This window comes from Neisseria sp. HMSC03D10 (assembly GCF_001807625.1).
GTDB classification, from domain to species: domain Bacteria; phylum Pseudomonadota; class Gammaproteobacteria; order Burkholderiales; family Neisseriaceae; genus Neisseria; species Neisseria mucosa.
Genome location: NZ_KV789522.1, coordinates 2,852 through 15,525, shown reverse-complemented (window position 1 = coordinate 15,525; position 12,674 = coordinate 2,852). Strand labels below are relative to the sequence as shown.

Sequence of the window (12,674 nt, the reverse complement as noted above, 5' to 3'; positions counted from 1 at the left end):
TATTGTGCTATTTTGTTTTTAATTGACTATAAATTTTGCTAACAGACTATTTTTGCAAAGATCTCAAAAAACCCTAAAACTCCCTATCTACTTCGTATCAATTAAAAAAGGCATATACCCTTCCAAGCATACGCCTTTTCCAATTTTAGTAGCGGAGATTGCTGCCTACACCATCCATAATTCGCGGAGTGATGAAAACCAGCAATTCGCGACGCTCTTCTTTTTTCGCACGGGACTTGAACAAATTACCCACCACTGGCAAATCGCCCAATAATGGTACTTTGTTAATCGTATCGCTATTATCTTCTTCGTAGATGCCACCAACGATCAACGTACCACCATCTTCCACCATTGCCTGAGTATTCAAGTTTTTAGTCTGAATACATTTCGTAATCAAAGAGTCCACTGTACAGTCTTGCGGTGTATCCTTGGTAATTTTTACAGTCATGATAACTTGACCATCAGGCGTTACATTCGGCGTTACCGTTAAGCCCAGCACGGCTTTTTTGAACGATACCGAGGTTGCACCACTGGAAGATGCCTCCTGATACGGAATTTCAGTACCAGACTCAATAGTAGCTTCTCTACGGTCTTGTGTCAGGACACGCGGATTAGAAATGGTCTTACTTTTACCGGTAGCTTCCGAAGCAGAAATTTCCAAACCTAATGCACCCGATGACAAAGCTCGCACCAAAGCAATATTATTAGTCGCCGCTGCCGCAGGCAGGCTAATATTCGGTTGCAAAGACCATGTACGGTAATTTGCATCACCTCGCAAAACAGCCGAATTAGTATTATGGTTATCTTGCGCATTACTCCAAGAGTTACCCCAAGCGTTGCGTCCTTTGGAACCTGCGACACCGAATTTCACGCCCAAATCACGCGAAAAACCGTCTTTTGCTTCAACGATACGGGCTTCAACCATAACTTGACGAGTCGGTACATCCAATTCCTCAATCAACTTACGGAATTTTTCTACAACATTTCGATTATCCGTAATAATCAAAGTATTCGTTGCAGGATCAATCAGCGCACTGCCACGGCCGCTCAACAAGGTATTTCTACCATTGGAGTTTCCACTATTGTTGTCGTCCAAACGCAAAATTTTCCGGAACTCTTCTACATTCTTATACTTCAATTGGAAAGTTTGGGAATATAAAGGCCCCAGTTCGGCAATCTCTTTCTCCGCCTGCAAGAAAGCCTTATCTTTAGCCAACAATTCATCACGAGGTGCGATATTGATAATATTGCCTTGTCGGCGCATATCCAAATTACGCGCCTGCATAACCAAATCCAAAGCCTGATCCCAAGGCACATCTTTTAAAGAAAGTGTCATTTTGCCATTCACGGAATCACTGGCCACGATATTGACCCCTGACTCCTTCGCAAGGATTTGCAAAATGGTACGTACTTCAACATCTTGGAAGTCCAGGGAAATTTTACGGCCGCGGAAAGATTTGTTTGGATTTGCATTCAGCCCACTTGATTCCGTACTTGCGGACTTAGGCATTACTTCAAAAGCAAATTGACCATTTGCAGCTTTGGTATTGAAATCCCAATTGCCATTATTGCGAATAATGAGTTGAGCATCATTTCCAATACGTTTTAACGTAATATTTTTAACCGGTGTACTGAAATCGGCAACATCCAAACTGCGTTGCGCTTGTGTCGGCAACGGATAATTTTTCAGAGTAATAATAACCCGATCACGTTGTTGCTTCACTTCAGGTTTTCCTGTGAAATCAGGCGCATTCAATTCCACAATACCTGAGTTATGTGCACCCTTCCTGAAGTCAATATTAGCTGAATTTACCGTTTGTTTAACTGCTTCAGACGAGCCTGCCTTCTGACGTGCATTTGCATTATTTGAAATCGCCGCAGAAGTTGTGGTTCGATCAGATGATTCTGTAACGAATACCCATACTTCATTACCATGGACTTCGGTATTATATTGCGCCGCTTTATTCAATCCCAAAACAATGCGAGATCGGTCATTATTCTGAGCCGCAGTAATTTGATTTAACAAAGGATCCGCGTATTCCAATACAGGTTGAGCCAATTGAATATTTGTTTTGGCAAAATCCAAGGCAATTCGGGACGGAGTGGATGTAACAAAGCCGCTCGGGCTAATCACATCCCGGTCAAAACGGATTTTGATAATTTTTTGACTATCCGGCAAAGTTGATACATTAATATCAGTAATATTACCAGCCAATGCAATTTGTGCTGCTGCAATCATACTGATGCCGGCAAATAATTTCGTCATATTCTTAGTTTTCATGAAGTGAGACCCCTTAAATTAGTTTGAATTCGTTGCTGAAGCATTACTGGCATCATTTGAACTATTTTCAGCATTATTGCTTAATGGCAATTCCGCCTTTCGATAAATCCAATTGCCCGAACTATCCTCAACCAACTCTGTCAAAACAATCAAATCATCAGTAATGCTTTGGATTTTTCCATAATTTTGTCCGATATAGTTCCCCGGATAAACTGTATAGACATGTCCATTTACATCAATAAAACCGACAGTTTTACTGCCATTGCTCAGCATCCCTACGTACCGCATATTTTCTAAACTGAATGCTTCCAATGCTTCTTTTGGACGATTGGGATTTGGAGCGTTGCTACCTTTAGGTGCATTATCCAACCGTCGAAAATCGAATGCATTTAAACCACTGTAAGCTGGTGGATTATAAACAGCCGGAGGGTTCACTACCGGAGCCTCAAATGGAATGATATGAGACTTAGCATCCTGACGTGTCTTAGTCATCCACTCATTCAAATCGTCATATGCCGGTGTACACCCCGTCAATGACAGGATACTTGTAAGTAAGAAAATTTTATTTTTCATGATTTTCCTATCATTTATTATTTTTGTTCAGAATTGGCTTGGCCATTTTCTGAATTCCCCTGTGCCTGACTCTGCTGAGTGGCAAGTTCTGCTGCTACTTCATCTGCTGGGCGGGCTTTATACGTCGTCGCAATTGCTCTGAGTATCAAAGTATCGTTTTTAATATCTTTGCTATTTTTACCATCTGAGACATGCGATATTTTTAACGACTCTAATGTAATAATCCGCGACAACCCACCAACATCTCTAGCAAATTGATTAATCTGATTATATTTGCCCGTAATCGATATTTCATACGGCAACTTCTGTATCGGCCCATCATTGACTGGAACCTGTGGAATTACACTATCTAAACGAAGACCGTTTGCTGAACCTGCCTGGTGCAATTCTTGAATCAAAGTAGGAATTTCAGCATCAGTCGGCAGCTGTTTTAACAAGATGTCAAATGAAGAACGAATAGAGGCTAATTCGGCTTTCAAGTTATCTAAACTTGCAGCCTCAATGCTCTTTTTCGTATATGTTTCCTTTAACTCGACTTCCCTTTCCTCTTGGGTTGAGAGTGTTTCCAGCTGTTCACGAAATACTGCTGCATAACCAACAGCCAATACTCCTGCAATCGCTAACGCAGCTAATACAAACTTTGCACCAGGATTCAACAAATATAAATTCTGAATATCCAAATTTTTTACTTTAGCTGAGGCCATTTACTTTTCCTCCCCGTTCTGTGCTTTCGTCGAATCATCATTAATTACTTCTCTCTCCGACTTGACTGGAATACTCGAGGAACCAATCATAGATTTAATATTGAACTCTTGATAATTATCAATTTTCTTAATTTCCAAGAGTTCTGGCTGCATAAAAATACCTGTACTTGGCAAAGACCGCATAAACATGGCAATTTTATTATCGCTAATCGCTCGGCCTGTAATCTTATAAGAGGTCGGATTTTCTGCATCAAGAGATGTGATATAAGTATTATCTGGAATAACCACATTCAAACTGTCGATGATATATGCAGCTTGGGAGCGTTTTTCTTGCAACTCCTCGACTTTTTGCTTTTTAGCCAAGAAGTTTTCTTTTTCCTGCTGTAATTTTTTTATTTCTCCTAAATCATTATCTAACTTGGTAATTTCTGCTTCCAAAAATGCATTCCTACTTTCTTGATCACTAATAGCATTATTGATCGCTAAATAAGCTATTGCAGATAAACCAACTCCTATTAATAACGAAGAAAGCATCAAAATTTTAAATTGCTGTCTTTTACGTTGCTTAATTTCTTCTCTATATGGAAGAAGGTTAATTTTAATTAATTCAGTCATATTACAATCCCCTTAATGCTAATCCAAATGCAAGTGTCAAAGCAGAAGCATCAACTTGTAACTGTGACAAATCGACCTTACCACCTCGCTCCACATATGTAACTGGTTGAATACATTGTGTCGCTGTATTTGTCTGCGAAAAAATGCTTTCAGCCAAACCAGTCTGTTGTGATGCAGAACCAGTTAATAAAATATGCTTCACATTCGAAAAAGCATCTGTCGGCTGTGTGGTGTAATAAAACTGTAGTACTCTTTGCACTTCCTGAGCCACTTGAACATTGAAGCGGTCTGCGATTTGTGTTTGATAATCAGTTGGCTTGCTCGTAGATACCATCATTTGAGCAGCTTTTTCTTCTGTAACCTGATATGTACGTTGAATCAACTGGTTCAATTGCTCAGTACTTACAGGCATTTCCTGCTTGTATAGAATTTGCCCATTCTGAATAATCAGCGCATACATCTGTGTTGCATAAATCCCAAATATAGCAACTTTTTCATTTGTTAATTCAGGAGCGTACTGGTTAATCCAAAATACGAAGGCATTATGCTGCGCCAATAAATCTAAATCTAACGCCGATAAGGACAATCCCGCCCCCTCAAACATTTCGATCATAGGCTCAACATCATCCTTACGCGCTGCAACCGTCAAAATCTGCTGCCCTGCTGGAATAACAGACGCACCTACGACCTGATAATCATAGTTTATTTCATCGATAGGCCCGATCGAGGAGATTTCAGATTCTGCAAATTCATCCAAATCCAACTCAGTATCTTTTTGTGAATAAACCACTTGCTCGATCGTCGCCAATCCTTGAGGGATAGCTGCAATAATATTCTTGCAAGAACTGCGTAATTGCGAATATGCATGTTGCAAATAAGTAACAAGCTGGTCGTAATCTTGAATTTTGTTACCTTTTACAATATTTTTAGGTAATTTAGTAATAACGTATTTTTCCAACTGAATTTGGTTTAAACTACGCCCTGACAGCTGAACCATCTTGATGGCATGCTGACTAATATCGATGCCGATGGAAGAACGGTTGCTTAACCCTGAAGAGGACTTTCCAGCCTTACCAGTTGTATTTTTAGGGTTTTTTGACAAGCCAATCATAAGATTTCCCTGTATTATTAGGAGTGAGTAACTGTTTCGATATCCGTAAAGGACTTCCTCTTTACACGAGAAATGCCGTGTTTTATAGAAATCGATATCTATTTTACTTTATTTAATACCAATAATGGCAAAATTATTACCTAGTCATGATTAAAAAGATTATAACAACCTGTATCGGTTTGATGTTAGGCCTAGCAATTTTTACTACTGGATTGATTGCTATAGCAATTTTAGTAACCTACCCCAAACTCCCCCCCTTAGACTCCTTACAACACTACCAACCCAAAATGCCATTGACCATTTACTCGGCAGACGGGCAAATTATTGGCGTCTATGGTGAGCAACGGCGTGAATTTACCAAAATCAACGACTTCCCCGATATTCTCAAGAACGCGGTTATTGCCGCAGAAGACAAACGCTTTTACGAACATTGGGGCGTAGATGTTTGGGGCATTGCCCGAGCAGCGATTAGTAATATCGTTGCGGGAGGCGTTCAATCTGGTGCAAGCACTATTACGCAACAGGTTGCCAAAAACTTCTATTTAAGCAGTGAACGTACATTTACCCGAAAATTTAATGAAGCACTTTTAGCCTATAAAATTGAACAATCCTTGAGCAAGGATAAGATTTTAGAGCTTTACTTCAACCAAATTTACTTGGGGCAGCGTGCTTACGGGTTTGCTTCGGCAGCGCAGATTTATTTCAACAAAAATGTTAAGGATTTGACTTTGGCCGAGGCTGCCATGCTGGCCGGCCTACCTAAGGCTCCTTCTGCATATAATCCCATTGTGAATCCTGAACGCGCCAAACTGCGGCAAACTTATATCCTGAATAATATGCTGGAAGAAGGGATGATTACGTCTCAGCAACGTGACGACGCATTAAAAGAAGAATTACATTATGAGCGATTTGTACAAAAAATTGATCAAAACGCGTTGTATGTAGCAGAAATGGTTCGTCAAGAACTATATGAAAAATATGGCGAAGAAGCCTACACTCAAGGTTTTCACGTTTATACAACCGTAAATACCGCAAATCAGCGTGTTGCTACCGAAGCATTGCGCAAAGTCTTAAGAAACTTTGACCGAGGCAGCAGTTACAGAGGAGCGGAAAATTATATTGACCTCAGCAAAACAGATGATGTTGAAGAAACAGTCAGCCAATATTTATCTACTTTATATACTGTGGATAAAATGGTTCCTGCGGTTGTATTGGAAGCTTCCCGGAAAGCAGTACAAATCCAACTACCCAATGGCCGTAAAATGACTCTTGACGCTAAATCGTTAGGTTTTGCAGCCAAAGCGGTTAATAATGAAAAAATGGGAGAAGACCGTATTCGACGCGGCTCTGTCATCAGAGTGAAAAATATTGGTAATGGCTGGACTGTTGTACAAGAACCTTTATTGCAAGGTGCATTAGTATCTTTAGATGCCAAAACCGGGGCTGTTCAAGCATTAGTTGGTGGCTATGACTATCATAGCAAAACTTTTAACCGAGCAACTCAGGCCATGCGCCAACCTGGTTCAACATTCAAGCCTTTTGTATATTCCGCTGCATTAGCTAAAGGCATGACAGCCTCAACCATGATCAATGATGCCCCAATATCCCTACCAGGAAAAGGAGCAAATGGTAGCGTGTGGTCACCCAAAAATTCAGATGGGCGTTATTCTGGTTATATTACATTGCGCCAAGCATTAACCGCATCGAAAAATATGGTTTCTATCCGCATCCTGATGTCTATCGGAATTGGATATACCCAGCAATATGCCCAACGTTTTGGTTTCAAACCGTCTGAACTTCCCGCAAGTTTATCAATGGCTTTAGGTACTGGAGAAACCACTCCACTCCGTATTGCAGAAGCATATAGTGTTTTTGCTAATGGCGGATATAAAATCTCAGCTTATGTGATTGACAAAATCTACGATAGCCAAGGTCGTCTGAAAGCACAGATGCAACCCTTAATTGCCGGAGAAAATGCTCCTCAGGCGATTGACCCTCGAAACGCATATATCATGTATAAAATTATGCAAGATGTAGTTCGTGCAGGTACTGCTCGAGGTGCATCAGCATTAGGTCGAAGCGATATTGCCGGAAAAACCGGAACAACCAATGACAACAAAGATGCATGGTTTGTCGGTTTCAATCCTAAAGTGGTAACTGCTGTTTATGTTGGTTTTGACAAGCCCCGCAGCATGGGGCGTGCCGGCTACGGTGGTACGATTGCAGTTCCAGTCTGGGTAGATTATATGCGTTACGCCCTCAAAGGCACTGAAAACAAAGGCATGAAGGCACCTGAAGGCATAGTTTCTAATGGTGGTGAGTATTATATGAAGGAACGACTGACTACCAGCTCCGATTTAGCCTTAGAAAACGGTGGAGTAGCACCACACCCGACCACTCAACCATCTAGACGTACTCGTCAACCTTCTGACAATAATATGTCTGATACCCAAAACTCTAGCCGCCCTGGGCGCCAAGAGTTACAAGAAGAACCGGTTTTGCCAAGCAATACCGGCAATAATAAACAGTTAGACTCCTTATTCTAAAATCAAAATTTTAAATTACTGAAAATAAAGCGGTCTTGTCATTAAAGTAGCAAGGCCGCTTTATTTTAAGGATAATATTTAGATAAATTAAAGAGCCCTACTTGATACAATCAAGCCCCATCAGACTCATAAGAATCTGCTATTTAAAAAATGATATTTGCTTTCTAAACCCCACCTTCTAATTAATACATACCGTACGCCAACAAACCAATGGCTGCTCAGAATATCTTATTCGACACCAATAAAATCAACCAGATACCTAATATTTTTATCTTTTACTTTGACCTTCACTCAACCCCAAAAAATAATTTTCATATCTTTCAAAAAGTTATCTTAATTTTAAAAATTTGTTATTGATAATAATTACTATTATTATATAATACCAATTACTCGGATGCCGTCCTGCTTCGAGTCATTAAACAACGATCCCCCTCTTCATTTTCCTATCTTATCGGAGTGCGCATATACGAGACATACTGTTCCCCTTATATCAGATACTCAAAACCGAAAAACACAAAACCCGCTGCTTTTAAGTAACGGGTTTTGTGTTTTTCTCAAGCAAAACATGATTTGAAACCTAGTCATCGCTCCTAAACAATCTATCCCTATGGTTCAAATACACCAAAGGGAAAACTAATATAGTACGTTGGTTGAGGATCATATTGGCATTTCTATAAAACTGTCTTTACATTCCCTAGTTTTTACCAATCCACTTATACTCTATTAGCAATCAAGAGAAAACAAAAATGGCAGCTTGATTAACAAGCTGCCATTAATTTCCTCAGCGTATCTTTTTACCTGTACTTTTTTTTGAGACATTCCGTCCCAAAGGTTCAAGCTTAAACCCTCCGCCCAATTGGGTATTTAAATTGCTCCATGCAATCAATGACTCAGCTTGATATTGTGCTTTCTGCATTTTTAATTGGAGAAGTTCGTTCTGTTTTTGCAGAGCAGATAGACCATTATCTAATCCCGCATTGACACGACTATTCGCATTACGGACTGTTCTTTCTGCAGTTTCCTGCATTTTCTCCCAAATGCTTTGTCGTTTCTGCATATTTTGATAGTCAACAACCGCATCGGCAGCAGTACGCATGGCATTTAAAACAGTACGGTCATAAAGGGCTACCTGTTCATTATATTCGGCACGCCGCCCTGCCAACTTAGATTGCAATGCTCCTGAAGTAAAAATTGGCAGATTTAAGGCAGGAAGTACGCTGATCATACCCGATGTACGCCCTCGTACAACATTAAAAGCATCAATATGTGCCAGACCTGCCAAAACTTTGAGTTCTATATTGGGATAGAACTCAGCTTCTGTCGCTTTAACCGTATTGAACCGAGATTCCAACATAGCTTTTTGTGACGCAATATCCGGGCGGGCGCCCAATAAATCTGCATGGATTTTATTGATTGGAACAACAGGAACTGCTGCCATTTTTTCAGGCATATACAAAGATAAACCGTCAGGGGTTGTCCCGCTTAATATTGCTAAAGCATGACGCACTTTAGCAATTCGGCGCTCCAACTCCAACTTTTCCAACTGCATACTTTGCTGTTGCATTTCAACTGGATAAAGCGATTCTGCAGAAGCCAGGCGGGCATTAATCCTTCTGCGTATCAGTTGCTGCATCTTGTCTGTAGTTTCCATACGCTCGGATAATAGATTTTGTTGTATTAACAACATCTGCCATGTGAAATATTGTGATGCAACCGCATTGGCGATATCAATACGCGTTTGATGAGCCTCGTACAGAATGGCCTTGCGCTTTCCTAATATTGACGCAGCCTGTTTCCGGTTTTTACCCCAGAAGTCAAACGACCAAGTACCCTGTAAAGCAGTATTTGCCAATAATAAGGTATGGTCAGTATCAATATGACCGGATGAAGGCTTAGGGGCAACATATGCTCCCGCCCCTCGCACGGACAACCCGACTTGCATTTTGCTTGCGGCTTCAGTGATTCCCAGCTGCGCTTGTGCTTGTTCGAAGCGCGCCTTAGCGATACGCAAATCGGGAGCATTACGGATAGAGAGTGCAACTAATTGGTTAAGTTTTTGGTCGTTCAGTTGCATCCACCACGCATCTTGAACCATGGCTGCAGACTTACCTTCAGATAGCCCGTAATTGGTAGGTTCTTCCAAAGGAGCCTGTTTACCGAATTGAGCGCAGGCAGAAAGTAGAATGGCGGTAGCAATACAGATTCCCTGTTTGTAGGGATTGGCTTTCATGGAATACTCCGTTTTATCATCGGTATCCGCCACATCCTGCATCCGCTTTATCAGCCCTCCAGCCGGCGCAGCAGCTTACCCAACAAATATTGCAACTGGTTGTAATCTTCATCGGTGAAATCTTTCCAAGCCTCTTGGCTCGTACTGGAAACCTGCGGCCATACTTTTTGGATAAAAACCTCACCTTCAGGGGTCAATTTTAGCACAATCTGACGGCGGTCCTGCTGGTTGATATAGCGTGCAACCCAGCCCCGACTGACCATTTCGTCCGACAATCGGGTTGCGCTGGTACGGGTCAGATCCATCAAATCACTCAAGCGTGATGGTAAAATTTCACTGTTCGGGCTGACGTAAACCGCCATCAAGGCAAACCAGAGGTTTTCATTGATGCCATATACTTTCAGATTATCATTCAGATGCGAACTGAGGCGTTCGGTTACGACCCGCAACATCCTCCCTGCCCTAGTCTGCTGCTCGGAAAATTGAGGCAGGCGGTCAGATAGGGTTTTTAATGCCGTGGTCAAATCGGTTTGTGAAAAACTCATGGTTTATTCCTCTTAATTACCAACTTCAATCGCTGCGCCCTTCCGACGGAAGCAACGATGAAAAAATCATTGAATCAAAATACCAAATATTTATTTTATGTGAACATACTAATCTAATTGACTATTCTTCTGATGAAAATCTGACAATCGGTTAAAGTTAATAACGAGTGGTACTTTTTATGCATAAAACATTATTTTGCATTCGGGCGAACTACCAATTTTTGTCTTCCATCAAACCGACTCTTAGAACTTTCAGATACCTGCTTAGTTCTTACCACATAGCCTCATTTACCCGCAATTGACAGAAATAAGCTGAAAATAAAGCAATCATTTGAAAAATTACATTTTTAATCATTTTTTAAAATTGCGGTTACAATTCAAATCGTTTAATTGCGAATATCTTCAGACGACCTCCGATGCTGCATAAAGGTTACACATCACCCCTGCCTTATATTACAATCCGCCTTTCGTGGTTCGAAAACCTCCCACATTAAAAAACTAAGGAAACACTCATGTCCCGCAATACCGAAGAGCTGCAAGGCATCTCTCTTTTGGGCAATCAAAAAACCCAATATCCGACCGGCTACGCTCCCGAAATTCTTGAAGCATTCGACAACAAACATCCCGACAACGACTATTTCGTCAAGTTCGTCTGTCCCGAATTCACCAGCCTCTGCCCCATGACCGGGCAGCCTGACTTCGCCACCATCTACATCCGCTACATCCCACACATCAAAATGGTGGAAAGCAAATCCCTGAAACTCTACCTCTTCAGCTTCCGCAACCACGGCGATTTTCATGAAGACTGCGTCAACATCATCATGAAAGACCTGATTGCCCTGATGGATCCGAAATACATCGAAGTTTTCGGTGAATTCACACCGCGCGGCGGCATCGCCATTCATCCCTTTGCTAATTACGGCAAAGCAGGTACCGAGTTCGAAGCATTGGCACGCAAACGCCTGTTTGAACACGACAGCCAATAATCCATCCCCTTTTACGCATTTTCAGACGACCTCTTTCACAAGAAGGTCGCCTGAAAGCCTTTCCGAAAGATTTACATGTACGAATTTACAACAGCGCAACAACAGAAGGCACTCTTCTGGCTGGTGCTTTTCCACATCCTCATCATCGCCGCCAGCAACTATCTGGTGCAGTTCCCCTTCCAAATTTTCGGCATCCACACCACTTGGGGCGCGTTTTCCTTTCCCTTCATCTTCCTTGCCACCGACCTGACCGTCCGCATTTTCGGTTCGCACTTGGCACGGCGGATTATCTTTTGGGTCATGTTTCCCGCCCTTTTGCTTTCCTACATCTTTTCCGTTTTGTTCCACGACGGCAGTTGGACGGGCTTGGGCGCGCTATCCGAATTCAATACCTTTGTCGGACGCATCGCCTTAGCCAGCTTTGCCGCTTACGCACTCGGACAAATCCTTGATATTTTTGTGTTCAACAAATTACGTCGTCTGAAAGCGTGGTGGATCGCCCCGACCGCATCAACCGTCATCGGCAACGCCCTGGATACATTGGTATTTTTCGCCATTGCCTTCTACGCAAGCAGCGATGAATTTATGGCGGCAAACTGGCAGGGCATCGCTTTTGTCGATTATCTGTTCAAACTCACCATCTGCACCCTCTTTTTCCTGCCGGCCTACGGTGTGATTTTGAATATCTTGACGAAGAAGCTGACGGCACTACATTCTGCTCCCCTCGCCAAACAGACGGTTTCTTTACAAGAAAACTGAAAGGAACGCTAAAAACTGCAGACCCTTATCAAAAACGAAAAGGTCGTCTGAACCTCAAATTCGGTTTCAGACGACCTTTTTTGCTAACAAGTCTCTTATGGCAATCACACAACACATGAAATAAAAACGTTACCTGCCGCTCTTGCTCAAAAACGAATGCACTCCCCGCCATGAAGATATGTTTCAAAATGACAACAAATACGTATCTCTGAATTTCTCTCGCAGAAATAACCGCCCTGATATTTCCGTTTAAATTTCCTATCAATTTATCATTGAGATTCTGGCTCATACTGTTATAGTGGATTAAATTTAAATCAGGACAAG

11 protein-coding genes and 1 riboswitch are annotated in these 12,674 nt (G+C 41.7%); of the genes, 3 read left to right on the top strand and 8 right to left on the bottom strand.

Features of this window, described 5'->3' with window-relative positions; translation table 11 throughout:
• Positions 1-145: 145 nt before the first annotated feature.
• Genes pilQ through pilM form a run of 5 tightly spaced genes read right to left on the bottom strand, consistent with a single transcriptional unit; the run spans position 146 to position 5,284 of the window.
• The gene (gene pilQ / locus HMPREF3066_RS04640) at positions 146-2,281 is read right to left on the bottom strand and encodes a type IV pilus secretin PilQ (RefSeq protein ID WP_045073089.1); all 2,136 of its coding nucleotides are present in this window, start codon (positions 2,279-2,281) and stop codon (positions 146-148) included.
• 18 nt (positions 2,282-2,299) lie between these two features.
• Positions 2,300-2,854 (bottom strand): pilus assembly protein PilP, encoded by a 555-nt coding sequence (locus HMPREF3066_RS04635; RefSeq protein ID WP_060974925.1) that lies wholly within the window; start codon positions 2,852-2,854, stop codon positions 2,300-2,302.
• A gap of 17 nt (positions 2,855-2,871) precedes the next feature.
• Positions 2,872-3,558: a type IV pilus inner membrane component PilO gene (locus tag HMPREF3066_RS04630; RefSeq protein ID WP_070440712.1), complete on the bottom strand. Its 687-nt coding sequence runs from the start codon at positions 3,556-3,558 to the stop codon at positions 2,872-2,874.
• Positions 3,559-4,173, bottom strand: a complete 615-nt coding sequence (locus tag HMPREF3066_RS04625) for a PilN domain-containing protein (protein ID WP_060974923.1) — start codon at positions 4,171-4,173, stop codon at positions 3,559-3,561.
• Position 4,174: 1 nt separating this feature from the next.
• On the bottom strand, positions 4,175-5,284 hold the full coding sequence (pilM, locus tag HMPREF3066_RS04620; RefSeq protein WP_039408903.1) for a type IV pilus assembly protein PilM: 1,110 nt from the start codon (positions 5,282-5,284) through the stop codon (positions 4,175-4,177).
• A 146-nt stretch (positions 5,285-5,430) separates the two neighbouring features.
• On the opposite strand from pilM, the gene HMPREF3066_RS04615 reads away from it, so the two are divergent.
• Positions 5,431-7,830 (top strand): penicillin-binding protein 1A, encoded by a 2,400-nt coding sequence (locus tag HMPREF3066_RS04615; RefSeq protein WP_049225923.1) that lies wholly within the window; start codon positions 5,431-5,433, stop codon positions 7,828-7,830.
• A 781-nt stretch (positions 7,831-8,611) separates the two neighbouring features.
• On the opposite strand, the gene HMPREF3066_RS04610 is transcribed toward HMPREF3066_RS04615, so the two are convergent.
• Positions 8,612-10,060, bottom strand: a complete 1,449-nt coding sequence (locus tag HMPREF3066_RS04610) for an efflux transporter outer membrane subunit (protein WP_070440709.1) — start codon at positions 10,058-10,060, stop codon at positions 8,612-8,614.
• A 50-nt stretch (positions 10,061-10,110) separates the two neighbouring features.
• Positions 10,111-10,605 carry a MarR family transcriptional regulator gene (locus HMPREF3066_RS04605; protein WP_003743760.1) on the bottom strand — a complete coding sequence of 165 codons (495 nt, stop codon included), beginning with the start codon at positions 10,603-10,605 and terminating at the stop codon, positions 10,111-10,113.
• A gap of 463 nt (positions 10,606-11,068) precedes the next feature.
• Positions 11,069-11,113: riboswitch (PreQ1 riboswitch) on the top strand.
• Positions 11,114-11,117: 4 nt separating this feature from the next.
• Between HMPREF3066_RS04605 and queF the strand changes: the two genes are divergently transcribed.
• Entirely contained in the window at positions 11,118-11,591 is a 474-nt protein-coding gene (queF, locus tag HMPREF3066_RS04600) for a preQ(1) synthase (protein WP_016686771.1), read from the top strand.
• Between the two features lie 75 nt (positions 11,592-11,666).
• Entirely contained in the window at positions 11,667-12,350 is a 684-nt protein-coding gene (locus HMPREF3066_RS04595; RefSeq protein ID WP_060975059.1) for a 7-cyano-7-deazaguanine/7-aminomethyl-7-deazaguanine transporter, read from the top strand.
• Positions 12,351-12,378: 28 nt separating this feature from the next.
• On the opposite strand, the gene HMPREF3066_RS13300 is transcribed toward HMPREF3066_RS04595, so the two are convergent.
• Positions 12,379-12,674, bottom strand: a 296-nt coding sequence (locus HMPREF3066_RS13300; RefSeq protein ID WP_210385692.1) for a hypothetical protein, incomplete at its 5' end; no start/stop codon positions are given.

What these genes read in the sequence shown, in the direction of transcription:
- pilM (WP_039408903.1), bottom strand. Translation starts at nt 5,284, where the DNA reads ATGATTGGCTTGTCAAAAAACCCTAAAAATACAACTGGTAAGGCTGGA.
- HMPREF3066_RS04635 (WP_060974925.1), bottom strand. Translation starts at nt 2,854, where the DNA reads ATGAAAAATAAAATTTTCTTACTTACAAGTATCCTGTCATTGACGGGG.
- pilQ (WP_045073089.1), bottom strand. Translation starts at nt 2,281, where the DNA reads ATGAAAACTAAGAATATGACGAAATTATTTGCCGGCATCAGTATGATT.
- HMPREF3066_RS04615 (WP_049225923.1), top strand. Translation starts at nt 5,431, where the DNA reads ATGATTAAAAAGATTATAACAACCTGTATCGGTTTGATGTTAGGCCTA.
- HMPREF3066_RS04605 (WP_003743760.1), bottom strand. Translation starts at nt 10,605, where the DNA reads ATGAGTTTTTCACAAACCGATTTGACCACGGCATTAAAAACCCTATCT.
- queF (WP_016686771.1), top strand. Translation starts at nt 11,118, where the DNA reads ATGTCCCGCAATACCGAAGAGCTGCAAGGCATCTCTCTTTTGGGCAAT.
- HMPREF3066_RS04610 (WP_070440709.1), bottom strand. Translation starts at nt 10,060, where the DNA reads ATGAAAGCCAATCCCTACAAACAGGGAATCTGTATTGCTACCGCCATT.
- HMPREF3066_RS04625 (WP_060974923.1), bottom strand. Translation starts at nt 4,173, where the DNA reads ATGACTGAATTAATTAAAATTAACCTTCTTCCATATAGAGAAGAAATT.
- HMPREF3066_RS04630 (WP_070440712.1), bottom strand. Translation starts at nt 3,558, where the DNA reads ATGGCCTCAGCTAAAGTAAAAAATTTGGATATTCAGAATTTATATTTG.
- HMPREF3066_RS04595 (WP_060975059.1), top strand. Translation starts at nt 11,667, where the DNA reads ATGTACGAATTTACAACAGCGCAACAACAGAAGGCACTCTTCTGGCTG.